Annotated in this window: 23 protein-coding genes; 19 read left to right on the plus strand and 4 right to left on the minus strand. The window is 48.7% G+C overall.

All coding sequences use genetic code 11. The features are described from left to right. Nucleotides 1–160 precede the first annotated feature (160 nt). The 8 genes from AWU56_RS02335 (at nucleotide 161) to bfr (AWU56_RS02370) (ending at nucleotide 7036) form a co-directional block, all read left to right on the plus strand. Nucleotides 161–1879 carry a DUF5666 domain-containing protein gene (locus AWU56_RS02335; protein WP_286681676.1) on the plus strand — a complete coding sequence of 573 codons (1719 nt, stop codon included), beginning with the start codon at nucleotides 161–163 and terminating at the stop codon, nucleotides 1877–1879. Nucleotides 1880–1956: 77 nt separating this feature from the next. Continuing rightward, complete coding sequence (locus AWU56_RS02340; RefSeq protein WP_286681677.1) at nucleotides 1957–2301, plus strand: hypothetical protein; 345 nt, start codon at nucleotides 1957–1959, stop codon at nucleotides 2299–2301. 33 nt (nucleotides 2302–2334) lie between these two features. Continuing rightward, nucleotides 2335–2706 carry a hypothetical protein gene (locus AWU56_RS02345; RefSeq protein WP_286681678.1) on the plus strand — a complete coding sequence of 124 codons (372 nt, stop codon included), beginning with the start codon at nucleotides 2335–2337 and terminating at the stop codon, nucleotides 2704–2706. Nucleotides 2707–2774: 68 nt separating this feature from the next. After that, complete coding sequence (locus AWU56_RS02350) at nucleotides 2775–4676, plus strand: acetate--CoA ligase (protein WP_286681679.1); 1902 nt, start codon at nucleotides 2775–2777, stop codon at nucleotides 4674–4676. 47 nt (nucleotides 4677–4723) lie between these two features. Then, nucleotides 4724–5707 (plus strand): calcium/sodium antiporter, encoded by a 984-nt coding sequence (locus tag AWU56_RS02355; protein ID WP_286681680.1) that lies wholly within the window; start codon nucleotides 4724–4726, stop codon nucleotides 5705–5707. A gap of 115 nt (nucleotides 5708–5822) precedes the next feature. Beyond that, nucleotides 5823–6047, plus strand: coding sequence for a (2Fe-2S)-binding protein (locus tag AWU56_RS02360; protein ID WP_083773232.1), 225 nt, complete (start codon nucleotides 5823–5825; stop codon nucleotides 6045–6047). A 43-nt stretch (nucleotides 6048–6090) separates the two neighbouring features. Continuing rightward, on the plus strand, nucleotides 6091–6567 hold the full coding sequence (gene bfr, locus AWU56_RS02365; protein ID WP_006955064.1) for a bacterioferritin: 477 nt from the start codon (nucleotides 6091–6093) through the stop codon (nucleotides 6565–6567). Nucleotide 6568: 1 nt separating this feature from the next. Beyond that, nucleotides 6569–7036: a bacterioferritin gene (gene bfr / locus AWU56_RS02370; protein ID WP_272977305.1), complete on the plus strand. Its 468-nt coding sequence runs from the start codon at nucleotides 6569–6571 to the stop codon at nucleotides 7034–7036. Between the two features lie 73 nt (nucleotides 7037–7109). Here bfr (AWU56_RS02370) and AWU56_RS02375 read toward each other — a convergent pair whose 3' ends face one another. The 4 genes from AWU56_RS02375 to AWU56_RS02390 are packed head-to-tail and all read right to left on the minus strand — an operon-like array spanning nucleotide 7110 to nucleotide 11867. Continuing rightward, nucleotides 7110–8057, minus strand: a complete 948-nt coding sequence (locus AWU56_RS02375) for a zinc transporter ZntB (RefSeq protein ID WP_286681681.1) — start codon at nucleotides 8055–8057, stop codon at nucleotides 7110–7112. A gap of 54 nt (nucleotides 8058–8111) precedes the next feature. Beyond that, complete coding sequence (locus AWU56_RS02380; RefSeq protein WP_286681682.1) at nucleotides 8112–9179, minus strand: ABC transporter ATP-binding protein; 1068 nt, start codon at nucleotides 9177–9179, stop codon at nucleotides 8112–8114. Next, nucleotides 9180–10805 carry an ABC transporter permease gene (locus AWU56_RS02385; RefSeq protein WP_006955068.1) on the minus strand — a complete coding sequence of 542 codons (1626 nt, stop codon included), beginning with the start codon at nucleotides 10803–10805 and terminating at the stop codon, nucleotides 9180–9182. A 27-nt stretch (nucleotides 10806–10832) separates the two neighbouring features. Further along, the gene (locus AWU56_RS02390; RefSeq protein WP_272977300.1) at nucleotides 10833–11867 is read right to left on the minus strand and encodes a Fe(3+) ABC transporter substrate-binding protein; all 1035 of its coding nucleotides are present in this window, start codon (nucleotides 11865–11867) and stop codon (nucleotides 10833–10835) included. Between the two features lie 144 nt (nucleotides 11868–12011). Here AWU56_RS02390 and AWU56_RS02395 point away from each other — a divergent pair, with 144 nt between their 5' ends. From AWU56_RS02395 to AWU56_RS02445, 11 genes are all read left to right on the plus strand, one after another. Next, a complete protein-coding gene (locus tag AWU56_RS02395; RefSeq protein WP_006955070.1) occupies nucleotides 12012–13820 on the plus strand; it encodes a cation:proton antiporter in 1809 nt (602 codons plus the stop codon). Next, nucleotides 13804–15027, plus strand: coding sequence for a PqiA/YebS family transporter subunit (locus AWU56_RS02400; protein ID WP_272977299.1), 1224 nt, complete (start codon nucleotides 13804–13806; stop codon nucleotides 15025–15027). The genes AWU56_RS02395 and AWU56_RS02400 overlap by 17 nt, the downstream gene beginning before the upstream one ends. Further along, nucleotides 15024–16643 carry an intermembrane transport protein PqiB gene (pqiB, locus tag AWU56_RS02405; RefSeq protein WP_286681683.1) on the plus strand — a complete coding sequence of 540 codons (1620 nt, stop codon included), beginning with the start codon at nucleotides 15024–15026 and terminating at the stop codon, nucleotides 16641–16643. Before AWU56_RS02400 ends, pqiB begins: the two co-directional genes overlap by 4 nt. Continuing rightward, nucleotides 16615–17154: a PqiC family protein gene (locus AWU56_RS02410; protein ID WP_006955073.1), complete on the plus strand. Its 540-nt coding sequence runs from the start codon at nucleotides 16615–16617 to the stop codon at nucleotides 17152–17154. Before pqiB ends, AWU56_RS02410 begins: the two co-directional genes overlap by 29 nt. Nucleotides 17155–17243: 89 nt before the next feature. Then, on the plus strand, nucleotides 17244–17738 hold the full coding sequence (locus tag AWU56_RS02415; RefSeq protein ID WP_006955074.1) for a hypothetical protein: 495 nt from the start codon (nucleotides 17244–17246) through the stop codon (nucleotides 17736–17738). Next, nucleotides 17738–18052, plus strand: a complete 315-nt coding sequence (locus AWU56_RS02420; protein ID WP_006955075.1) for a BolA family protein — start codon at nucleotides 17738–17740, stop codon at nucleotides 18050–18052. Before AWU56_RS02415 ends, AWU56_RS02420 begins: the two co-directional genes overlap by 1 nt. A gap of 67 nt (nucleotides 18053–18119) precedes the next feature. After that, nucleotides 18120–19298 carry an enoyl-ACP reductase FabV gene (gene fabV / locus AWU56_RS02425; protein ID WP_006955076.1) on the plus strand — a complete coding sequence of 393 codons (1179 nt, stop codon included), beginning with the start codon at nucleotides 18120–18122 and terminating at the stop codon, nucleotides 19296–19298. 172 nt (nucleotides 19299–19470) lie between these two features. Continuing rightward, nucleotides 19471–20811 carry a Na(+)-translocating NADH-quinone reductase subunit A gene (locus AWU56_RS02430; protein ID WP_286681684.1) on the plus strand — a complete coding sequence of 447 codons (1341 nt, stop codon included), beginning with the start codon at nucleotides 19471–19473 and terminating at the stop codon, nucleotides 20809–20811. 2 nt (nucleotides 20812–20813) lie between these two features. Next, nucleotides 20814–22016 carry an NADH:ubiquinone reductase (Na(+)-transporting) subunit B gene (locus tag AWU56_RS02435; RefSeq protein ID WP_006955078.1) on the plus strand — a complete coding sequence of 401 codons (1203 nt, stop codon included), beginning with the start codon at nucleotides 20814–20816 and terminating at the stop codon, nucleotides 22014–22016. Continuing rightward, nucleotides 22009–22785: a Na(+)-translocating NADH-quinone reductase subunit C gene (locus AWU56_RS02440; protein ID WP_006955079.1), complete on the plus strand. Its 777-nt coding sequence runs from the start codon at nucleotides 22009–22011 to the stop codon at nucleotides 22783–22785. Before AWU56_RS02435 ends, AWU56_RS02440 begins: the two co-directional genes overlap by 8 nt. Further along, nucleotides 22778–23410 carry an NADH:ubiquinone reductase (Na(+)-transporting) subunit D gene (locus AWU56_RS02445; protein ID WP_006955080.1) on the plus strand — a complete coding sequence of 211 codons (633 nt, stop codon included), beginning with the start codon at nucleotides 22778–22780 and terminating at the stop codon, nucleotides 23408–23410. Before AWU56_RS02440 ends, AWU56_RS02445 begins: the two co-directional genes overlap by 8 nt. The last annotated feature ends 5 nt before the right edge of the window (nucleotides 23411–23415 follow it).

The raw sequence follows: 23415 nt of genomic DNA on the forward strand, positions 1-23415 counted from the left end.
CCAGGAAAACTTTGGGGTTTATTCAGCCAGACATAATTTTTAAAGAGCAATTGCAACAGGCTATGAGCGAGTGTTGCAGTTATTAGTTGAATCTAGGAAGCATATTGTCTATTGTAACAAAGTGTTTCAAATTGAAGTTTCATTTTGTTTGGAGGTAGTTATGTTTAAACGTTCCTTACTTGTTATTGCGCTGAGTAGTGCGCTCGCCGCTTGTGGTGGATCTGACTCAAGCACCGACTCAACAACCGGTGATAATGGCGGCGGTAATGAAACCGCATCATCTACAATTGTGACCGAAGGGGTCATCACGGGTTTTGGTAGTGTTTACGTAAACGGTGAACGTTATCGTTCTGACAACGCCACCATTGCGCTCGATAATGCTCAATCTGGCACCGAGAGTGACTTAAAGGTCGGTATGGTGGTGAAAATGAAAGCCACACGCTCCGGTAATGAAACACCTGAAGCCAGTGAGATCGCGTATGAAGAAGAAATTCAGGGTCGCGTAGACTTCATCGATATCGATAATCAAGCGTTTACTGTATTAGGTCAAACCATAAACTTTGATGATGTCACGGAATTTGTAGGAGTAACCGACAGTACGCTCGCCGTAGGTAACTTTGTTGAAATCAGTGGGTATTTAAACGAATACGGTGAATTTTACGCGACCTTGGTGGAGCTTGAGAGCGACGAGGATGAGCTTAAAGTAAAAGGCAATATAGCTGGGCTCGATACGGACGCGCAAACCTTCATGCTGGGCGAACTCACCATCGACTATTCGCAAGCGAATTTCGAAGAGATGACGGCTGATGATTTGCAAGATGGGTTAGCCATTAAAGTTGAAGGAAGTCAGTATGATTCAACCACAGATACGTTGATTGCTGATTCTATTGAGCAAAAAGATAGCCGCTTGGACGACGATGTTGATGAGCTGGAAGTCGCGGGTGTTGTCGGTAATTATGATGCTGAGGCGGGTACCTTTATCATTAAAGGTTACCAAGTTGCCCTTGATGACGATACTGAATTTGATGAGGGTGAAGAGGTCGATCTAAGTAACGGTGTTCGTATCAAAGTTGAAGTACGTAATGATGGCGAGTCTTGGATTGCTGAAGAAATAGAATTTCAAGAGTACCGTGCGGTAGGGCGCACCGAGGGTGCTGTCAGTGAAATTGACGTGGATAACGGATTGATTACTGTAAACGGCATTGAATTCTTAACCACCTCGCAAACCCGTTATAAAGATGATTCGGATGCTGATTTGCGTCAATTCACGTTCGACGATATTGCCGTCAACGACGTATTACGTGTCATTGCGCGTGAAGACCAACAGGGTCAAGCGATTGCTCTGAAGATTAAGCGTTTAGATGAAGAAGATCGTGACGGTGAGATTAAGGGCGTACCCAATGATATTTCGGAGTCGGGTTTCACGCTTGCTGGAGTTGAAGTCATTATTAATGACGAAACACGCTTTAAAACCGATGATTCACGGATTTCGCTCGATGAATTCATTGCCTTGTTCGACGGCGATACTGAGTTGCGCGTTGAGGTTGAAGGCGAGTGGGACGGTGACCAACTGATTGCGCACAAAGTCGAGGTCGACCTCGAAGACGAAGGTGATGCCGGCGATGGTGACGATGAGGGTGATGAGCGTCAGGGCTATACCGAATATGAAGGTGAGGTGACGGACGTCAATGGCGAAGCTTTTACGGTTAATGGCATCGAGGCGCGTTTAACCTCTGATAGCGAGCTGAAAATTAACGACGAAGAGGTCACATTGCAAGCGTTTGTTGATGCATTAGCTGAAGGTGTTGTGGTTGAGGTCGAAGGCCAGTGGCAAGAACAAAGCTACGTGCTTGTCTACGAGGCAGAAATCGACGATTAATCGTAGCTTGCGCCTTTGGCGCAAGGGCGGTATCTGTTGTCGCGCAAGATGCGCGACGTACGGCGGTGGGGTGTTCGATGTCGCGATGGTTGTTGTCGCGCAGAATGCGCGACCTACGGTGGGTGGGGGCCGATGTCGCGATGGTTGTTGTCGCGCAGAATGCGCGACCTACGGTGGTGGGGGCCGATGTCGCGATGGTTGTTGTCGCGCAGAATGCGCGACCTACGGTGGGTGGGGGCCGATGTCGCGATGGTTGTTGTCGCGCAAGATGCGCGACCTACGGTGGGTGGGGGCCGATGTCGCGATGGTTGATGTCGCGCAGGATGCGCGACGTACGGCGGTGGGGGGCCGATGTCGCGATGGTTGTTGTCGCGCAAGATGCGCGACCTACGGTGGGTGGGGGCCGATGTCGCGATGGTTGATGTCGCGCAAGATGCGCGACGTACGGTGGTGGGGTGTTCGATGTCGCGATGGTTGATGTCGCGCAAGATGCGCGACGTACGGTGGTGGGCGCCGATGTCGCGATGGTTGATGTCGCGCAAAATGCGCGACCTACGGTGGTGGGGGCCGATGTCGCGATGGTTGATGTCGCGCAGAATGCGCGACCTACGGTGGTGGGGGCCGATGTCGCGATGAATGATGTCGCGCAAGATGCGCGACCTACGGCGGTGGGGTGTTCGATGTCGCGATGGCTGTTGTCGCGCAAGATGCGCGACGTACGGCGGTGGGGTGTTCGATGTCGCGATGGTTGTTGTCGCGCAGAATGCGCGACGTACGGTGGGGCGATGTTTGATGTGGCGCAAGATGCGTGGCGCACTTCGACCTAAGTCGAATGTTTAATTTTTATTGGCTTGCATATGCTTAAACCAAATCTATTTGGTTGCGGAGTATGTATATGCAGGCCTATCACCAACTTTATTCTGATGCTCAGCAAGATCCAGAGGGATTCTGGCTTGAGCAGGCGCATCGTTTACATTGGTTTAAAGCGCCCCAACAGGCGGCTAATTTAAAAACCAATGGCTTAGCCGATTGGTTCCCCGATGGCGAGTGCAATATTAGCTATCAAGCACTGGATGCGCAGATAGAAGCGGGGCGAGGCGAACAAGTTGCCCTGTACTACGACTCTCCCGTTACGCAAACCAAACAGCAGTGGACATTTAACCAGTTGCGCGACGAAGTGGCGCGCTGCGCGGGTATGATCCAGGCGACGGGTGTGAGTAAAGGCGACCGCGTGGTTATTTACATGCCGATGATCCCACAGGCAGCCATTGCGATGCTGGCGTGTGCGAGACTAGGCGCGATTCACTCCGTTGTGTTTGGTGGTTTTGCGGCACACGAACTTGCAATCCGTATTGATGATGCGGAACCTGCATTGCTGATTACCGCCTCATGCGGTATTGAGGGGCAGCGTGTGCTCGACTATAAACCCATTGTCGATAAAGCACTGCACGAAGCTGAACACCCGCCACAACATGTGATTGTGTATCAACGCTCGCAAAGCCACGCGTCGATGCAGTCACCTCGCGATATTGACTGGGCAAGCGCAATAAAAGACGCACCTGCGGTTGATGCGATGCCGGTAAATGCCACTCATCCACTGTATATTCTATACACGTCGGGAACCACGGGACGTCCGAAAGGGGTGGTACGTGATCATGGTGGCTATGCTGTAGCGCTCAATTTCTCTATGAATTACGTTTACGGTATGCATCCCGGAGAGACCTTATTCACTGCCTCAGACGTGGGCTGGGTCGTCGGCCATTCTTATATTGTATATGGTCCGTTGTTGTTCGGTTGCAGTTCTATACTCTATGAGGGAAAGCCGATTAATACACCCGACGCTGGTGCGTTTTGGCGAATTATCCAAGACTACCAAGCATCGGCTGTATTTTCGGCACCGACGGCGTTTCGTGCCATTAAAAAAGAAGACCCTCATGGTGAGCATTTAGCCAAATACGATATTAGCGCGTTAAAGCGCATTTACATGGCCGGTGAGCGGCTCGACCCCGCTACGCTCGAGTGGACTGAGCATCTGACCGATCGTCCGGTGTATGACCACTGGTGGCAGACTGAAAGTGGTTGGCCAATGTGCGCTAACCCCGTGGGAGTAGGCGCTACCCCTGTCAAGCCGGGTTCTTCAAGCCTACCTGTGCCGGGTTATGAATTTGCCATCCTCGATCCACAAGGTCAGCCATTAGGCGCTAATGAAGAGGGTTCCGTGTGCTTGCGTCTGCCGTTGCCGCCGGGCTGTTTACCGACGGTGTGGGGCGATGAACAACGTTTACAGGATAGCTACCTGAAGGCGTTTCCGGGTTATTACTGCAGTGGCGACGGGGGGTACATGGACGACGATGGCTATGTATTCATTATGGGCCGCACTGATGACGTGATTAATGTCGCAGGTCACCGCTTGTCGACCGGCGAAATGGAAGAAGTATTGGCGCAACATACTGCTGTCGCCGAGTGTGCGGTTGTCGGTCAACCCGATGAACTCAAGGGCGAGTTACCGGTGGGGCTGGTGATTTTGAAAAATGATGCGCAGATCTCAACAGAGGAATTGCAGGCGCAACTTATTGCTCAAATTCGCGAGACGATCGGTGCGATTGCATGCTTAAAAACGCTCTACGTTGTGCCCAAGTTGCCCAAAACGCGCTCAGGGAAAATTTTGCGCCGGTTGATTCGACAAGTATTACAGGGCGACACCGTGGCGGTTCCTTCGACCATAGACGACCCGGATAGTGTTGAGATGATTCAAACCGTGGTAAAGCAGCAAAATGAAGCTAGGAAAGTCAGTTGAAATACCGTTAGAATAGAGCCTTTGTGAGTCAATTTAACGGGTATTGAATGACACTTTCTATTGTCGCAGTTGTTTTGGGTTTAATTGTCTTAGTCTGGAGTGCTGATCGCTTTGTCGAAGGTGCTGCCGCAGTTGCCAAAAACTTAGGGATGGCGCCGCTTGTTATCGGCATGGTGATCATTGGCTTCGGTACTTCAGCGCCAGAGATGGTGGTCTCGGCGTTGGCATCATCACAAGGTAACCCAGCGCTCGCGCTAGGCAATGCGTACGGTTCCAATATCACGAATATCGCTTTAGTGTTGGGCTTAACGGCCGTGTTGGCACCGATTGCGGTGCAGTCGGGGGTGATCAAACGTGAGTTGCCGGTGCTGATCGCGATTACTTTATTGACGGCTGCTTTTCTGTGGGATTATCAAATAACCGCCATTGAAGCTTGGGTCCTGTTAGCTATCTTCGCGATCTACATGGGTTGGTCAATCTGGTTGGGCAAAAACAGTAGCGACGATAGCTTGGCCGCTGAGTTTACCCAGGAAGTCGACGCTAATCCGGTGTCGATGAAGCCTGCGGTTATCTGGTTGATTATTGGTTTAGTGTTATTGGTTGTGAGCTCCAGAGCACTCGTTTGGGGGGCGGTAAACATTGCTACTGCGCTTGGTGTGAGTGACTTGGTGATTGGCTTGACTGTGGTCGCTATTGGTACATCGCTGCCAGAACTCGCCTCTGCCATTGCTGCGACGCGCAAAAACGAGCATGATTTGGCGTTGGGTAACGTGATTGGTTCGAACATGTTCAATACCCTAGCGGTCGTGGGTATTGCAGGTGCGATTCATCCGATTGATTTAGAACCGTTGGTGCTGTCGCGTGATTGGGTCGCAATGGCCGGTCTCACACTATTGTTGTTGCTGTTTTCTTTGCGAGTTAATCGTTTAGGCCGAATTAACCGCGTACATGGTGTGACGTTCTTAGTCCTTTACGTTGCTTACACGGTTTATCTGATAAGCACGGGATTCACACCCGCGTTAACTAGTTAAATAGACTGACTATAAAAATGAGCCGCGCGAGTCGCGGCTTTTTTATTCCATTATTGTTGAAAATCGTTCGCATTAGCATTACACTCATTAATAGTAAATTACGAGGTGATGTTCAGTGTACGTTTGTTTATGCAAAGGCGTTTCGGATAAAACCATTGCTAAGTCAGTTGCTACTGGCGAGGTGTCTAGTATGCGAGAGCTCCGTCAGCAGTACGGTGTGGCTTCGCAGTGCGGTTGCTGTAAGCAATGCGCTAAGGAAGTCTTGAATGAGGCTTTAGAAAAACGTAACGATCATGTGCTGCCAGGCACTAAAATTCCTACTACGGTGTGCTACACTTAGCTGAGTTTCTAATTTTAGAACCAGCTTAAGGAGCACATCCCGCATGAAAGGTGACGCAAAAGTCATTCAGCAGCTTAATAAGGTGCTGACGCTCAAACTGACCGCTATTAACCAGTACTTCTTACATGCGCGCATGTTTCGAGACTGGGGTTTTGAATCCCTCAACAATGTCGTTTATAAAGCGTCTATCGAAGAAATGAAGCACGCTGACGTGCTCATTGAACGGCTGCTGTTTTTAGAGGGTATGCCGAACTTACAAGAGCTTGGCAAGCTTTATATCGGTGAAGACCCACGTGAAATGTTAGAAATGGACCATAAGGTTCAGTTCAACGATATCAATGCTATTCGTGACGCCGTTAAAGTCTGTGAAAGCCATCAAGATTACGTCAGTCGCGATGCGCTGAATAAGATTCTTGATAAGCAAGAAGAGCATTTAGACTGGTTAGAAACACAAATTGATTTAATGTCGCGCCTAGGTACAGAAGTATACCTTCAGTCGATGTTAAAAGAGGAGGACTAGAATGAAAGCAGAGAACAAAGTCGTCGAGCAGTTAAACCGTTTACTCGCTTTCGAACTGACCTCTATTGACCAATACACATCCCATTCGCGCCAGTATGAAGACATGGGTTTGATGAAACTGTATGAACGTATCAATCATGAGATTGATGATGAGCGGGGTCATGCTGACCTATTGATTCGTCGTATTCTATTTTTGGAAGGTAAACCTAATATGTCCAACCGCGAGCCTCACAATATCGGCTCGGACGTGCGCGAAATGTTAGAAAATGACCTACAGCTGGAATACAACAACGCTAAAACCCTGCGTGAAGTGATCGACTATTGCGAGCAAGTGGATGACTATGTCACACGTGATATGTTGGTGGGAATTTTACGTGATACGGAAGAAGACCACGCCTATTGGCTGCGTATCCAATTGAACCTGATGGATCGCTTGGGTGAGTCGCTTTATTTGCAAGGCATGAAGTAAAATTAACCTCTTTCAATCATAGAAAACGCGGCAGAGTTAGCCGCGTTTTTTGTGTTGCCTGCTCTGGCAGGGTTTACCAAAACCGCAGACGTCTTAACAATAAAAACTCGACCACGGCGATCCCCAAGAGAATCCAGCAGAAAATCTCAAAGGCACTGGTGTTCTCTACGCCAGGCATGCCACCAATGTTGATACCAAACACCCCGGTTAAAAAGCTCAATGGCAAAAATACGCCTGCGATGACTGAAAGCCAGTAAGTATTTCGGTTCATCTTTTCGGCGACCGCTTGTTGAATTTGCTCGCGCTGCATCCATACTTGTTCAAGCATCAGATCGATTTGCTCCAATAACCGCTGAGTGGTATCGCGCTCATTCAGTAGCCACTGATGCAACTCCGCGTCGACCCATTTCTCGCTCTCACTGGTAAACTTATCCAGTGCGGCTAACTGCGGGCGAATAAAGCGGTTCAAGCGCAGCAGACGGCGATGCATGACGGTCAGCTTCTTTTGTTGCTCCGCTGTGTTATCAAAGCCTTCCGTCTCCATTTGCTCGACGTTGAGCTCAATATCGTCAATGACATCTTCGATCTTCTGGTTTAACTGCTCGACAAGGTGAACCAAAAAATCATTGAGGCTTTCAGGTCCCTGTTGGTTTTGCAGGTCATCACGTATATGCGCTACTGCTTTGAAATGGTGCTTGCGAAACGTATACACAGTGCCTTTATAATAGAGGATGCGTAAGCTCATCATATCTTCAGGTTGAGCCCCTTCATTGAGGTTTACGCCTCGCAATAACAGTACAAAGCCGTCTTTGAGTCGCTGAAAGCGTGGACGCGTATCTTCTTCAAGCATGGCGTCAATAATAGATTCGGGAATATCAGCGGCTTTCAGCCATTCATTGATACCTTCCACGTCACGCTGAAAGTGGAACCAACAACCGGGGCGAGACTTAACAGTGTCGTCGTTGGTGATCGCTTGCGCAGGGTGCTGGTTAAAATCCCAAGCATCGATTAAAAAGTTCATAAAGCGCTCCAATAATAAGCGCCCAAATCACATAAGTGATTGATTGTTGAGCGCTTAGTCAGGTAATTGACATATATTGGAATCAAACACCACTAAATGGTCGAAGTCAACATTTATCCCTACCATTTGACCAGACTGCAAGGGTTGGTGTGAAGGCCCAACTGCGAGTACATGTTCATGGTTGTCTAAGGCAAGCGTATACAGGTAATGCGATCCGCGAAAGCCGCGTCCAACAACTTTAGCCTGCAAGCGGTGGGGTTGCTCGGTTGAGACAATCAGCACATCATCCGGGCGCACGAGGAACGTGACGTCGTGATCGTCTTGATCACAGAGAACCTCATGGTCGATAACGCCCAAAGCACTGTGCAGTTGGTGCGATTTAATCTGGCCATTAAGTAACACCCCGCGACCAATAAAGTCGGCGACCAGTTCATGCTCGGGTTGATGGTAAAGCTCGTAGGGGGTATTCCACTGCAATAACTGACCGGCGTACATGACGCCCGCTTTATCCGCCATGGCAAAGGCTTCTTGCTGATCGTGGGTGACTAACAGTGCGGTAATACCTTCTTCTTTTAATAAGTTACGCACATCTTGAGCTAACAGTTCGCGCAGTTCTGCATCAAGACTCGAAAAAGGTTCGTCTAAAAGCATGAGTTTTGGCTTGGGTGCCAATGCTCGGGCAAGTGCAATTCGTTGTTGTTGCCCGCCCGATAATTCGTGTGGGTAACGGCTTTGGTAGCCGGTCAGATCGACCCGTTGAAGCAGTTGTTTTACGCGCTGCTTTTGTTCGACTTTCGACCAATTATTAATGCCAAAGGCGATATTTTCTTCCACAGTAAGGTGCGGAAACAAGGCAAAGTCTTGGAACATCATGCCTATTTGACGTTGCTCGGTGGGCATTTGCACTTTCGTTGAAGCGACTTCCTCACCATAGAGACGTATGGAACCACTGGTGACCTCAGAAAAACCGGCAATGGTGCGTAGCAGTGTTGTTTTACCACAACCGCTCGGTCCCAATAAGCAGCCGATATCGCCCTCATTCAGTGAGAACGAGAGTTGCTCAACAATACGCTCTTTACCTAACTCAATGGACACTGAATCAAGTTCTACTATCGGCTTCATTTAGTCTCCCGTTTTAATCGTTTGAGTGCGCAACGCACGTGACAACATCAGCACCGGGATTAACCCAACTAATACGATCATTAACGCTGGTGGTCCGGCATCGGCGAGTCGTTCATCGGATGCCATTTCGAATGCCTTTACCGCCAACGTATTAAAATTAAAAGGTCGTAATACCAAGGTGGCGGGAAGCTCTTTCATCACATCGACTAATACCAATATCAATGCCGCAAGAATTGAGCTTTTAAGTAACGGCAAATGTATCCGGGTCATGATGCGACGTGAACTCGCGCCCAACGTGCGTGCGCTGTCATCCATTTGAGGTGTGATTTGCTCCAGCCCCGAGCTTATTGTCTGCAAGGAAATAGACAAAAAGCGCACCGTATAAGCAAATACTAAAGCAACAACGGTGCCGCTTAATAATAGACCCGGGTTCACGCCGAATAGCGATTTACTGAAATCGATAATGCGGTGATCAAGCCACGCGAGTGGAATCAAGATGCCAACGGCAATGACGATGCCTGGAATCGCATAGCCGAGCCCGGCGGTGGTTATTGCTGTGCGGATTGCTCGGGTGGGATGGCGACGGCGACCATAGGCGAGCCAGAGCGCTAACGCTACAGTTATAGTCGCGGCCAATAAACCTAACCAAAGCGTATTGAGTGTCAGTGTCCAGAAGGACGCCCGGGTCCAAATATCAGCACGTTCAATCGACCACATCAGTAACTGACTTGCGGGAATGGCGAAGCCGAGCACAATAGGAAGCCAACACACCGCCGACGCAAGCCACGCCGCTTTGCCACGTAACGGCTTTCTAAAGTTATTATTTTGGCTGCGGCGCTGATAAAACTTGGCTTGTCGACGTGAGTAACGCTCAATTAGGATAAGTACAATCACAAACAGCAGGAGAATCGACGCTAACTGCAACGCACCCTGAGCATCACCCATACCGTACCACGTGCGGAAAATACCCGTAGTAAATACCGTAACACCGAAGTATTCCATGGTGCCGTAGTCGGCGAGTGTCTCCATTAAAGCAAGCGTAACGCCCGTTGCGATGGCGGGTCTTGCTAATGGCAATGCAATACGGAAGAAACTGCGGACGGGACCGGCACCCAGTGTACGGGCGCTCTCAAAAGCAGCGGTTGATTGCTGCATGAAGGCCGCACGAGTAATTAGATAAACGTAAGGGTAAAGCACTAAGCTTAATACGAATATAGCGCCTTCGATGCTCCGAATACTGGGAAACCAATACTCACCAATGCTTAGGTCGAAGGTATCGCGTAATGCTTGCTGTACGGGACCGGCGTAATCGAGTAGGCCAGTATAAGTATAAGCGGAGATATAGGCGGGCATGGCTAAAGGAAGTAGTAGCCCCCAACTTACCCAGCGCCAACCTGGGAAATCGTATTGGCTTACGCACCATGCGGTGCTGACGCCGAGGATAGTCACGCCAAACCCCACCGATACCAATAGTATCAGTGAATGAGAAATGTACTCGGGTATCACCGTTTGCCAAAGGTGATTTAATATATCCCAATTAGGATTTAACAAAGATAAGGCCACCACAATAAGTGGTAGCCCTACCAGTGCCGCAACGCCGAACAGCACGAGCGGGCCGCGGGTCATAGCTGCTCCTTAACACCTAGTGAGGAATTAACGCCAGCCTGCCGAGTTCATTAAACGGACGGCTTCTGCGTTATTCTCACCTAAAATATCCATCGAAATATCGTCTTGTTTGAAGTCACCCCATTGCTTGAGGGTCTCACTCCACTCAACGCCTTCACGTACAGGGTACTCATAATTGGCTTCAGCATACCATTTTTGTGAGGCTTCTGAGAGTAGAAATTCGATTAATTGTGTGGCTTCATCGACATGTTTCGCATGTTTAGTGATGCCAATACCCGACACATTCACGTGGGTGCCATTGCCGTTTTGCGCCGGCCAGAAAATCTTAACTTTTTCGGCCGCTTCGCGTTCTTCAGCTTGGTCGGAATTCAGCATATGACCAAAATAGTAAGTGTTCGCTACGGCGATATCACACACGCCGTATGCGACGCCTTTAATTTGGTCACGATCGCCGCCGACCGGCGTACGGGCGAAATTGTCGACTAAATCCTTAGCCCAACCCATGATTTTTTGTTCGCCGTAGTGGTCGAGCAATGCCGCGACTAATGACTGGTTATAGATGTTATTCGACGAGCGAATACAAATACGGTCTTGCCATTGGTCGTCGGCTAGACTCATGTAATTTTCGAGTTTGCTTGGATCGACACGGTCAGGTGAATAAAAAATTGGGCGAGCACGCAGGCTCAAACCCACCCATTGGTCATCGCTGTCGCGAAAATGCGCTGGCACAGTTTTATGGGCGAACTCAGAATCGATCGCTTGAAACACGTCGGCGGTAACGGCACGATGCAGCGCGCCGGCGTCAACGGTTAAAAATAAGTCTGCGGGTGTGTTTTCGCCTTCAGCCTTTAACCGCGACAATAAGGCATCTGAGTTGCCCGTGAGCAAGTTGACCTCAATACCTGTTTGCTCAGTAAACTTATCGAGCAGAGGCTTGATCAATGCTTGCTTCCGCGATGAATAAATATTAACTTCAGCCGCTTGCGCAAAAGAACCTGCTAATGTGCTGGCACTGATAATGGCAGCCATTGCAAGCTTGAGGGGAGTAATTTTTATTGCCATATTCAAACCTCTTACTAATAATTCGCGTAGATTACATACTTAAGTGTATCAAAATTAAAATTTAATGATAGCCATTCTCATTTGAGTGGGTGTCAATGTCAAATAAAATAATAGAGCAGATGCTCATACTTTACTGGAGACCCTATGTCTGACTTATCCATGTTAGCGCTTATCGGTGTGCTATCGATTTGTTGCCAATGGTTAGCCTGGCGCATTAAACTGCCGGCGATTTTGCCGCTGCTGGTGTGTGGCCTCTTAGTGGGACCTACGTTAGGTTGGCTACAGCCCGATCAGTTATTCGATCATTTGTTATTCCCTGTGGTTTCCTTAGCTGTTGCGGTTATTCTTTTTGAAGGCAGTCTAACGCTTAAGTTTGATGAAATTCGTGGTCATGGTCGTATGGTGACCAACCTCGTCAGCATTGGGATGGTGGTTACTTGGATAACCATCAGTGTCGCGACGCACTTTATTATGGATTGGCGTTGGGAGATTGCATCGCTGTTTGGCGCATTGGTGGTGGTAACCGGACCGACGGTGATACAGCCAATGATCCGCTCAATTCGACCGATTAATAAGTTAGCCAATATTTTGCGCTGGGAAGGCATTATTATTGACCCACTGGGCGCCTTACTCGCAGTATTGGTCTATGAATTTATTATCGCCAGCCAAGATGTCGCAATGCTACACGCGTTGCAGGCTTTTGCGAAAACTATCGGGATCGGTTTCTTCTTTGGTTGGGCGGCGGCTAAGCTGCTAGGCCTCGCGCTAGGTCGAGGTTGGTTCCCGCATTACTTACAGAATGTCGCGACCCTGACCATCGTTTTGGGTGTTTTTGCATTGTCGAATGCCATTCAACATGAATCCGGTCTACTCACCGTCACCGTTATGGGGATGGCGATGGCGAATACCAAAAATCTTAATCTTGATGAGATTTTGGAGTTCAAAGAAACCCTCTCTGTGCTGTTGATATCGGCATTGTTTATTCTACTCGCTGCGCGATTGGATTTTGCTGATTTTGATGCCTTGGGTGTGCCGTCTATTATTTTACTCGCTGTCATTATGTTCCTTGTGCGTCCATTAAGCGTATGGCTGTCAGCTATCGGCACCGAGTTGCGCTTTAAGGATAAGTTGCTACTGTCGTGGATTGCTCCCAGAGGTATTGTTGCCGCAGCGGTATCGGCTTTGTTTGCGTTGAAGATGGAACAGTCGGGATGGACGGATGCATCGGCTATCGTGCCCTTGGTGTTCTTAGTCATCATGACAACGGTGGTGTTACAAAGCTTAACCGCTAAACCGCTAGCGCGACTGCTTGGATTAATTGAACCTCCGGCGCGTGGATTCTTGATTTTTGGTGCCAACCAGATGGCACGTGCGGTGGCATCGGTTCTGAAAGAACATGAAATCCCAGTCCGGTTGGCTGATACCAACTGGGAGAATATCCGTCTTGCGCGGATGGATAACTTACCTGTTTACTTTGGTAATCCCGCTTCGGAACATGCTTCGAATAATATCGACTTAACTGGTATTGGCCGCTTATTGGTGATGTCACCGTATAAGCAGCTCAACCCGCTGGTTTCTGTTTATTACCAGGACTGGTTTGGCAGTTCAAAAGTCCACGGCTTGAATAGTGGCGAGTCGGATTTCAGAGCTAGCCATCAGTTATCCGAAAACTATAAAAATACGCTCAATTTGTTTGGCGATAGCATTACTTACTCTAAATTGGCGAGTTTGCACTTCCAAGGTGCCAAAGTTAAGTCAACGCCGATTACTGAAAACTTTGGTTTTGAAGAGTATCAACAACAGTATGGTGCACGTGCGGTACCGATGTTTGCGTTGGATGATCAGAAAAAGATCCATATCTTTACGACTGAGCGCGAGCTTAAACCAGCACCGGGTTGGGTTGTTATTGCAATGATCACACCGGAGAAAAATACGGATGAGGGAGGCGAGTAACGCCGAGGATGTGCGAGTTTGTCCCGATTGCGATCAGATCAATTGGGTTAGTGGCCGCACATCCATTCGTTGTAAGCGTTGTGGCCACCTTCTTGGTGGTCACCCGCTGAGTGCTCAACACACGCTTGCGCTGATCATCGCTGCACTTATTTTACTCATCCCCGCGACAGAAATGACCTTTGTTGGTTACCGTGTTTCCGGTCAAGGTCAGCAAATCACGCTCCTTGACAGTAGCTTGACGTTATCTGCCTTTCATGAACAGTGGTTAGCGATTGTGGTGCTTCTTTCGGTGGTGATTCTACCGGCGCTTTTTTTGCTTGCTTCTGGCGTCATCCTTATTTGGCATAATCGAACTCACTATAAAATGGGACGCTGGCTGGTGCGAGCGGTTAAGTACATTCGCGTTTGGATGATGGCCGATGTGTTTTTGATTGGTGCGCTGATCAGTTTTATAAAATTAGCGGGCTATGCCACGATCGACTTTGGTTTTGGCGTGATTGCGTTCGCTGGCTTCGTGACGTTGTTGATGATGGTGGTTGATCGTATGAAGCGTCATCCATTATGGCCTGCGGATGAACGGGCGGTTAATTACCGTGCCATCGTCGGTGAAAGTGCGCGACAACATCAGGTGGTGGGATGTCCGGTCTGTTATGCGGCGAACCCAGCGCATCAGACGACATGCTGGCGTTGTCACGAACCCCTTTGGACTGTTCAATTTCGGCGCACTTCGCTGACGTTCGCGTTGTTGCTTGCGGCAGCATTAATGCTTATTCCTGCTCAGGTGTTGCCCATTATGGAGACCGTGGCGCTGGGTTCGACACAACCTCAAACCATCGTAGGAGGCGTATTATCGTTGTGGCAAAGCGGCGATATACCGATTGCGATTATTGTATTTGTCGCGAGCCTGGTCATTCCAATCGCTAAAATCCTTATTTTGGCGACACTCGCTATCTTGGCACGACAGGATACTTCAAAGCGCCCTAAAAGCGCGCTATGGTTGTACCGTATAACCGATTGGATCGGGCGTTGGTCGATGATCGATATCTTTGTTGTCGCAGTACTTGTTGCTTTAGTAAGAAACGGCGCCTTGATGTCGGTTTACCCGGGACATGCCGCAATCGCTTTCGCCAGTACAGTCATACTCACCATGCTGGCTGCGATGAGCTTTGATACCCGACAATTTTGGGTAAGGAAATCAACTGAATGACACATTGGACACGCAAACTTGCTTCACCGATTTGGCTAGTACCGATTCTGGCTGCGTTTATTGCCGGCTGGATGGTGTGGCAAGAGCGTGATCAGAGCGGGCCGGAAATTACTGTCCAAATAAAGGACGCAGAAGGCCTGCAAGCAGGAAAAACAGCGGTGCGAGTGCGTAATGTTGATGTCGGTCAGGTCACTCAGATCACATTATCGGACAATTTTGAGGCCGCTGAATTACATATTGAAATGAACGCCGGCACAGCGGACATGTTAGTCGAGGACTCCCAGTTCTGGGTGGTCAAACCGCGTATCGGGCGGCGTGGCATCTCTGGCCTTAACACCTTGCTGTCGGGCGCTTATGTTCAGCTCGAACCGGGCGAGTCGTCGCAGTCGCGCAATCATTTTACCGCGCTTGAGCAACCGCCAGTAACGGATGCGGATACGGACGGTAAACGTATTGTATTAGAGAGTGATAGTGCCGCTAATATTGTGGTGGGAGATAGCGTTCAATATCGTGGTGTTACCGTCGGTATTGTTGAACAAGTTGACTTCTCGGTTGAGGCGCGAGCAACGACCTACCATGTGTTCATTAAGTCCCCTTACGATGAGCTGCTAACCGAAAATACCCGTTTTTGGCTACAGCGCGGCGTGTCGTTCCGTTGGAAGCCGGATGGCGTGGACGTCTCCGTGGGATCGATAGAGTCGTTATTGGGGGCGGGCATCAGTTTTGGCGTACCTAATGGTCAGCCGTTAGGAAAGCCGCTGCAAGCGATGGCTGTTTTTGAGCTGTTTGCGAGCGAGGAAGAAGCCGAACAACAAGGATACTCACGGGGTATTGATTACGTGTTGTTGTTGGATGAGTCTGTCGATGGTTTGGCGGTCGGCTCGCCGGTCATGTTCAAGGGCATTCGCGTGGGAACTGTGGTCGAAGTACCTTTTCGTTGGCAACCGGATGAGAACTCCGGTCAACCCTTACGTTTGATTCCCGTATTGATACGCTATGAGCCTGATCGTCTAGAGGGCTTGGTCGCTTCAACGGAATTAGAGCAATGGCGACAACATTTGCAGCACTTTTTCGAACAAGGTCTGCGCGCTTCGATTCGCGCCTCGAATATTTTGACCAATACGTTGTACGTGGACTTGCGCTTCTATCCCGATGAGGAAGCGATAAAGCAAGACACCTTCGCGGGTTACCCTGTGATGCCGACGATAGTAAGCAACTTTAGTAGGCTCGAAGAGAAGCTCAATTCGATTTTGGATACCTTAAATAGTTTACCTCTGAATCAAAGTGTTAATCAGTTTACTGAAGCGATGGCATCCACGGATGAAACCGCTGAAGAAATAAAAGTGCTCACTGAGCAATTGAAAAAGATTGTTGCGCAACCTGGTTGGGAAGCGCTACCGCAATCTTTAGCGCAGTCCGTTGAGCGGCTTAACAGTATCCTCGCTGATTTTGATGCCGGCTCAACAAACAGAGAACAGTTAGAGCGAACGCTACAAAACCTTGAGCGTATGTCACGAGACCTCCAACCATTAGTCGAAACGCTTCGACGTAAGCCCAATGCATTATTGTTTAATACGGAAACAGAAAATGATCCAGAGCCTAAAGCAAAAGATTAATGTGCTATGCATTGCCGTCAGCACGGTGCTGCTTGTCTGCGCTTGCAGTGCGGTACCTGCCGATCAGGTAAAACACTATCGACTGCCTCATTTAAATCAGTCAAGCAACGGCTATTGCGATGCTCAATCGCGTCGTGTGCGTATTGACGCTGGCATTGGACAAGATGGTGTGATGGTTCAAAAATCAGATTTACTGATGGTGGAAGCTAAGAATAATCGTTGGTTAGGTGGCTTGGATTCGCAGCTACAGAATAGTTTGCAGCGGCGATTAACGGAGCAATGTGGGCAGACGCTGCAACTATCGCTCATGCAATTTTACGGTAATAATCAGGGGGAAGCCGTGGTGGCTGGCTATTGGCATTACCGTGCTGAGTCGAACGATGTTTTGAGTGGTCACTTTGAACAAAGAATTCCTCTCTCGAGCGACGGCTACGATGGCTTAGTGCGTGCACTTGATCGAGCATGGTTAGCCAGTTTGGACGAAATCGAGCAAGCCATTAATAACCAGTAACCATTGATATCGGCATCAATGGAATACGGCTGAAGTATATAGGCGTAGTTGCTATACTCCTGTTAGACATATCTGATAGGAGTGTATCTGTGCATCCAGCATTGATTCGATTAGGGGTTCTCATTTTAGCTATGAACACGGTCGTGCTAACGGCTTGTAGTCCATCCTCTTCACGCACAATCGCGCAAAATAATCCAATTGCGCAACTCGATTTAAAACAGTTACCCAATGCTGAATGGCGTTTAAGTCGTGCCGTGATTGAGGTAAGCTTCTGCCGCGATCGCACCAATGAGGCGTTATTGGCAAGCGAGTCAGAACTTAATGGTTGGCGTTTAACGGGCGATATCAGTGCTTTTCCGCCTTACCGACAAGAAGGGTTAAACGCACTGAATGAAGTCATGGGTGAGCAACCCTTTATTCTGTATCAAATTGATGGTTCGGTGAGTGCCTCTCGCTATCGTTTAGCGATGCCTGCATCGAAATCCGCGGGGGCGGTGGCAGAGCAGGTGTTCCCTGCTGTTGCAACCTTAGCCGGATCCGAACGCGTGTGCTTAAGTGCAGTTGACGAAGGAGCGACGTACTAATGAGTCAAATTAAGCCAATGATTGAGAATGCGCTTAAAAGTGCATTTCGACCCAAGTTATTAGATGTTAAAGATGAGAGTTACATGCATGCAGCGGGTGCTGATGCACAGTCACACTTTAAAGTGACTATCGTAAGCGATGAATTTGAGGGTAAGCGACTGATTCAGCGTCATCGTTCAGTGAATCGCGTGTTGGCCGAGGTACTTGGGCAGATACATGCTTTGGCGTTGCATACGTACACCGAGAAAGAGTGGCAAGCGCAGGGGCAGGCGCCTGATTCTCCTCATTGTATGGGCGGAGGCGGTTCAGTTTAAGCAGGTAAGATATGTTCTTGATAGCAGAACCCGTACAATAGCGAAAAATTTAAATTAGGGAATCACTATGATCATAAAACCAAAAATTCGTGGATTTATTTGCACCAACGCACACCCGGTAGGCTGTGCAGAAAACGTTCATCGTCAAGTGGAGTTTGTTAAGCAACAAGGCTCAGTTGCTGGCGGCCCGAAAAATGTTTTGGTCGTGGGTTGCTCAACAGGATATGGGTTGGCATCACGAATCACCGCCGCTTTTGGCAGCGGTGCACATACGTTAGGTGTGTGTTTTGAGAAGGAGCCTACCGAAAAGCGTACGGGTACTGCGGGTTGGTATAACACGGCGGCGTTTCATCAAGAGGCTGAAAACGCCGGCCTGCAATACCACAGTATTAATGGCGATGCGTTTTCTGATGAAATCAAACAAGAGACCATCGATTACATCAAGCAAAACATGGGCAAAATTGACCTGGTTGTTTACAGCTTGGCGTCGCCAAAACGTAAAGACCCAGAATCAGGTGAGGTGTATAGTTCGACACTGAAACCCGTAGGACAGGCTTATACCACCAAGACTTATCATACCGACAAAGATGAGGTGCATGATATTTCGCTCGAGCCGGCTAACGACGAAGAAATCGCCAACACCGTTAAAGTCATGGGTGGCGAGGACTGGGAACGTTGGATTAAACAATTGCATGATGCCGGTGTACTCGCCGAGGGTTGTCAAACCACCGCTTATACTTATATTGGCAAGAAATTAACGTGGCCGATTTATGGTCATGCCACTATTGGTCGAGCTAAAGAAGATTTAGACCGTGCCGCAGCAGCGCTTCGTGAGCAATACAGTGATATTGACCTGTCTGCCTATGTGTCTTCTTTAAAAGCGTTAGTGACACAAGCAAGTTCCGCTATCCCTGTGATGCCCCTTTATATCTCGCTCATTTATCGCGTAATGAAAGAAGAGGGGACTCATGAAGGCTGTATTGAGCAGATTTATCGCTTGTTCACCGAGGGCTTGTATCAGGACAATCCAACTTTAGATGAGGCGGGGCGACTGTATATGAATGGTTACGAAACCAACGAAAAGACCCAAGCCAAAGTGGAAGCCCTGTGGGATCAGGTGACACAAGACAATTTCCATGAGCTGGCTGACTATGCGGGCTATCACCAAGACTTCCTGCGCCTGTTTGGCTTTGGTTTTGACAACGTCGATTACGACGCAGATGTAAATCCCAAAGTAAACTGGTAAGCGGAGTGTAAAAAGTGTTAAAATCCAGACGATAAGTGTGGATTACGTTTTCTAGTCACTGGTATCGGTTTTACTAGAAGTGAGCCCTTATCAGTAACTTATTGATTTCTCAGGTTTCCAGTTATTATAGCTGGTTGTGATGAATCTTCCCTAACGAGTAGTGCAAACGCATATGATTACGATCAAAAAAGGGCTGGATATCCCAATTAAGGGTGCTCCCCAGCAGCAACTATCCGACGGTAAGGCCGTGACGACGGTCGCTACCTTGGGTGAAGAGTATGTCGGTATGCGCCCGACCATGCACGTGAAAGTGGACGATCGTGTAAAAAAAGGTCAGGTGATTTTCGAAGATAAAAAGAATCCAGGCGTGAAATACACTGCCCCTGGCGCAGGTAAGGTGAAAGACATCCTTCGTGGTGCTCGCCGTGTGCTGCAGGCAGTTGTAGTTGAGCTTGATGGCGATGAGCAAGTGACCTTTGAGTCGTTTGACAGTGCCAAGCTTGATGGTTTGGGTCGCGAAAAAGTGCAAGAGATTCTAGTCGAATCGGGTCAATGGCCAGCATTGAGAACGCGCCCATTCAGCAAAGCACCTGCTTTAGACGCTGAAGCTACCGCAATCTTCATCAATGCAATGGACACGAATCCATTGTGTGGCGATCCGACTGTTTATATTAATGAGCATAAACAAGCATTCATCGATGGTTTGAAAGTGCTTTCAAACCTGACTGAAGGCAAATTGTTTGTGGTTAAAGCTGCCGATGCAGAAGTGGATATCGGCGACACTAACGCACAGTTAGAGTCGTTCAGTGGTCCACACCCAGCCGGATTGGTGGGTACTCATATGCATTTCTTGAACCCAGTCAGCTTGAAGCGTCCCGCTTGGCATATTGGTTATCAAGACGTGATTGCCTACGGTAAGCTGTTTACAACGGGTGAAATTTTCACCGAGCGCTTCGTTGCGTTAGCGGGTGAAGGTGTTAAAGAACCTCGGTTGTTACGTACCCGTTTAGGTGCTGATATCGTTGATTTAACAGACGGTGAGCTTGCCGGTGACAACAACCGCGTTATTTCCGGTTCTGTATTGAACGGTCACACAGCAGATGATGCGCATCGTTGGTTGGGTCGTTTCCACAATCAGGTGAGTGTTATTCCAGAGGGCAATCATAAAGAATTGTTCGGCTGGATCCGCCCTGGTTCAGATTTACACTCGGTCACGCGTGCTTATGCGGGCCACTTCAATCCGAAGAAGCTATTCAGCATGACCACTTCATTGAATGGGTCTGCGCGCTCAATGGTACCGATTGGTAACTACGAACGCGTGATGCCGCTGGATATCGTACCAACGCTATTATTGCGTGACTTATTATCAGGCGATACTGATGAAGGTCAGCAACTTGGCTGCTTGGAGCTGGATGAGGAAGATCTGGCATTGTGTACCTACGTATGCCCTGGAAAGTATGAATACGGACCAGTGTTGCGAGACTGTCTCACTAAGATTGAGAAAGAAGGCTAACCATGAGCTTGAAAGATACACTCGAGCGTATTGAGCCGCAATTTGAAAAAGGCGGCAAATACGAGAAGTGGTACGCGCTTTACGAAGCGGTAGCCACTATTCTTTATACACCAGGTACGGTGACTAAGTCGACGACTCACATTCGTGATCGTATCGACTTAAAACGCATCATGATCTTGGTATGGATGATGACATTCCCAGCGATGTTCTGGGGTATGTATAACGTGGGTAACCAAGCCGCGATGGCGTTGGCTGAAGGTTATCAATTAGGTGACGCATGGCAGGTGGGCTTATTCCACTTGTTGGGTGGCGACTTTGGCGGCGATGCTGGCTGGGGCACTAAGATGTGGTACGGCGCGTGCTGGTACCTACCTATCTATGCGGTGACGTTTATTGTTGGTGGCTTCTGGGAAGTACTCTTTGCATCTGTGCGTAAGCACGAAGTAAACGAAGGCTTCTTCGTCACCTCGGTACTGTTCTCGTTGATCCTGCCTGCGACCACGCCGCTTTGGCAAGTTGCACTTGGTATCACCTTTGGTGTTGTCATTGGCAAGGAAATCTTCGGCGGTACGGGCCGTAACTTCTTGAACCCTGCGTTAACAGGTCGTGCATTCTTGTACTTTGCTTATCCAGCAAGTATGTCGGGCGACTCTATCTGGACTGCTGTTGATGGCTTCTCTGGTGCTACTAACCTAGGTAAGGCGGCGATGGGTCAAATCGACTACAGCAACACCGCACTTTGGTGGGACGCTTTCTTAGGTAACATCCAAGGTTCAGTGGGCGAAGTCTCAACTCTGATGATTTTGATTGGTGGTCTTGCACTGATTTACTTCCGTATCGCTTCTTGGCGCATCGTCTCAGGCGTGTTCCTCGGTATGGTCGTATTCTCAAGCCTGCTTAACCTGATTGGTAGCGACACCAACCCAATGTTTGCAATGCAGTGGTACTGGCACTTAGTACTGGGTGGTTTTGCCTTTGGTATGATGTTTATGGCAACCGATCCGGTATCAGCGTCATTTACGAACAAGGGTAAGTTTGCCTACGGTTTCTTGATTGGTTTCATGACCGTGATGATTCGTGTCGTCAACCCGGCGTTCCCTGAAGGCATCATGCTGGCAATCTTGTTCTCGAACGTCTTTGCACCATTGTTTGACTACTTCGTAGCACAAGCCAACATTAAACGGAGGTTAGCACGTAATGTCTAAGAAGAATGAAAGTTTAGGCAAAACGGTCGGTGTAGTGCTGGCGCTGTGTTTGGTTTGTTCTATCGTTGTATCAGGTGCGGCGATTGGTCTTAAACCAATGCAAGAGCGCAACGCTGCGCTAGCTATGCAGGAAAACATCCTTGATGCAGCCGGTATTCTAGAAAAAGGTATGGATGTGCCAGCTGTTTATAAAGAGCGCATTCAACCACTGGTTGTGAGTCTGAAAGACTATCAAGTCATGCAGGATGTTAACCCATCAGACTTTGATAACCGTAAAGCGGCGGGCGATCCTGAGCGTAGCACTAAACTACCAAAATCAGATGACCCTGCTGGCTTGGGTACGCGCGAAAATATGACCGAAGTTTACCTTATCAAAGACGGTAACGGTGGCACCAATGGCGCCGTGTTACATATCCGTGGTCAAGGTCTTTGGGGTACTATGTACGGCTTAATCGCGCTTGAAGACGACTTTAATACAGTTAAAGGCGTTAAATTTTACGAGCACTCGGAAACACCTGGTCTCGGTGGTGAAATCACCAACCCGGCTTGGGTTAAAACTTGGCAAGGTAAAGAGCTCTATGGCGATGACGGTCAAGTCCAATTCGACTTGGTGAAGGGCGGCGCTTCAGGCGAACACGAAGTAGACGCGCTGTCGGGTGCAACGTTAACCAGTAACGGTGTAGACGCACTGATTCAATTTTGGATGGGCGACGACGCCTACGGTCCGTTACTCGACAAATTGCGCAAAGGAGAGCTGACCAATGGCTAATGCAAAAGAAGTGAAGTCCGTACTCTTTGGACCGATATTTGCAAACAACCCAATTGCGTTACAGATCTTAGGTATCTGTTCAGCATTGGCGGTCACATCAAAAATGAGCAATACACTGGTTATGTGTATTGCTTTGACCGCGGTTGTTGCGTTTTCAAACTTTTTTATCTCGATTATCCGAAACCACATCCCTTCGAGCGTACGTATCATCGTTCAGATGACCATCATCGCGAGTTTGGTTATCGTGGTTGACCAAGTGCTGCGTGCTTACGCATACGAAATCTCGCGCGAGCTTTCGGTATTTGTTGGCTTGATTATTACCAACTGTATCGTTATGGGTCGCGCCGAGGCGTATGCAATGAAAAGCAGTCCAGGCATGTCGTTCTTAGATGGTATCGGCAATGGCTTAGGCTATTCATTAGTATTGCTCGTCGTTGGTTTTGTGCGTGAACTATTTGGTTCAGGTAGCCTGTTTGATGTGCAGATCTTACCTTTGGTTTCAGAAGGCGGTTGGTATGAGCCTGTGGGCTTGTTGTTAATGCCACCGAGCGCATTCTTTATCATTGGCGGATTTATCTGGGTACTGCGTACCTTCCGCACTGAACAAGTCGAACCTAAGGAGTAAGCACA

It is taken from the genome of Idiomarina sp. T82-3 (assembly GCF_001577655.1).
GTDB classification, from domain to species: domain Bacteria; phylum Pseudomonadota; class Gammaproteobacteria; order Enterobacterales; family Alteromonadaceae; genus Idiomarina; species Idiomarina baltica.

Coding starts and splice junctions, on each gene's coding strand:
- AWU56_RS02335 (WP_286681676.1), top strand. CDS start 161: ATGTTTAAACGTTCCTTACTTGTTATTGCGCTGAGTAGTGCGCTCGCC.
- AWU56_RS02340 (WP_286681677.1), top strand. CDS start 1,957: ATGTCGCGATGGTTGTTGTCGCGCAGAATGCGCGACCTACGGTGGGTG.
- AWU56_RS02350 (WP_286681679.1), top strand. CDS start 2,775: ATGCAGGCCTATCACCAACTTTATTCTGATGCTCAGCAAGATCCAGAG.
- AWU56_RS02355 (WP_286681680.1), top strand. CDS start 4,724: ATGACACTTTCTATTGTCGCAGTTGTTTTGGGTTTAATTGTCTTAGTC.
- bfr (WP_006955064.1), top strand. CDS start 6,091: ATGAAAGGTGACGCAAAAGTCATTCAGCAGCTTAATAAGGTGCTGACG.
- bfr (WP_272977305.1), top strand. CDS start 6,569: ATGAAAGCAGAGAACAAAGTCGTCGAGCAGTTAAACCGTTTACTCGCT.
- AWU56_RS02375 (WP_286681681.1), bottom strand. CDS start 8,057: ATGAACTTTTTAATCGATGCTTGGGATTTTAACCAGCACCCTGCGCAA.
- AWU56_RS02380 (WP_286681682.1), bottom strand. CDS start 9,179: ATGAAGCCGATAGTAGAACTTGATTCAGTGTCCATTGAGTTAGGTAAA.
- AWU56_RS02385 (WP_006955068.1), bottom strand. CDS start 10,805: ATGACCCGCGGCCCGCTCGTGCTGTTCGGCGTTGCGGCACTGGTAGGG.
- AWU56_RS02390 (WP_272977300.1), bottom strand. CDS start 11,867: ATGGCAATAAAAATTACTCCCCTCAAGCTTGCAATGGCTGCCATTATC.
- AWU56_RS02395 (WP_006955070.1), top strand. CDS start 12,012: ATGTCTGACTTATCCATGTTAGCGCTTATCGGTGTGCTATCGATTTGT.
- AWU56_RS02400 (WP_272977299.1), top strand. CDS start 13,804: ATGAGGGAGGCGAGTAACGCCGAGGATGTGCGAGTTTGTCCCGATTGC.
- pqiB (WP_286681683.1), top strand. CDS start 15,024: ATGACACATTGGACACGCAAACTTGCTTCACCGATTTGGCTAGTACCG.
- AWU56_RS02410 (WP_006955073.1), top strand. CDS start 16,615: ATGATCCAGAGCCTAAAGCAAAAGATTAATGTGCTATGCATTGCCGTC.
- AWU56_RS02420 (WP_006955075.1), top strand. CDS start 17,738: ATGAGTCAAATTAAGCCAATGATTGAGAATGCGCTTAAAAGTGCATTT.
- fabV (WP_006955076.1), top strand. CDS start 18,120: ATGATCATAAAACCAAAAATTCGTGGATTTATTTGCACCAACGCACAC.
- AWU56_RS02430 (WP_286681684.1), top strand. CDS start 19,471: ATGATTACGATCAAAAAAGGGCTGGATATCCCAATTAAGGGTGCTCCC.
- AWU56_RS02435 (WP_006955078.1), top strand. CDS start 20,814: ATGAGCTTGAAAGATACACTCGAGCGTATTGAGCCGCAATTTGAAAAA.
- AWU56_RS02440 (WP_006955079.1), top strand. CDS start 22,009: ATGTCTAAGAAGAATGAAAGTTTAGGCAAAACGGTCGGTGTAGTGCTG.
- AWU56_RS02445 (WP_006955080.1), top strand. CDS start 22,778: ATGGCTAATGCAAAAGAAGTGAAGTCCGTACTCTTTGGACCGATATTT.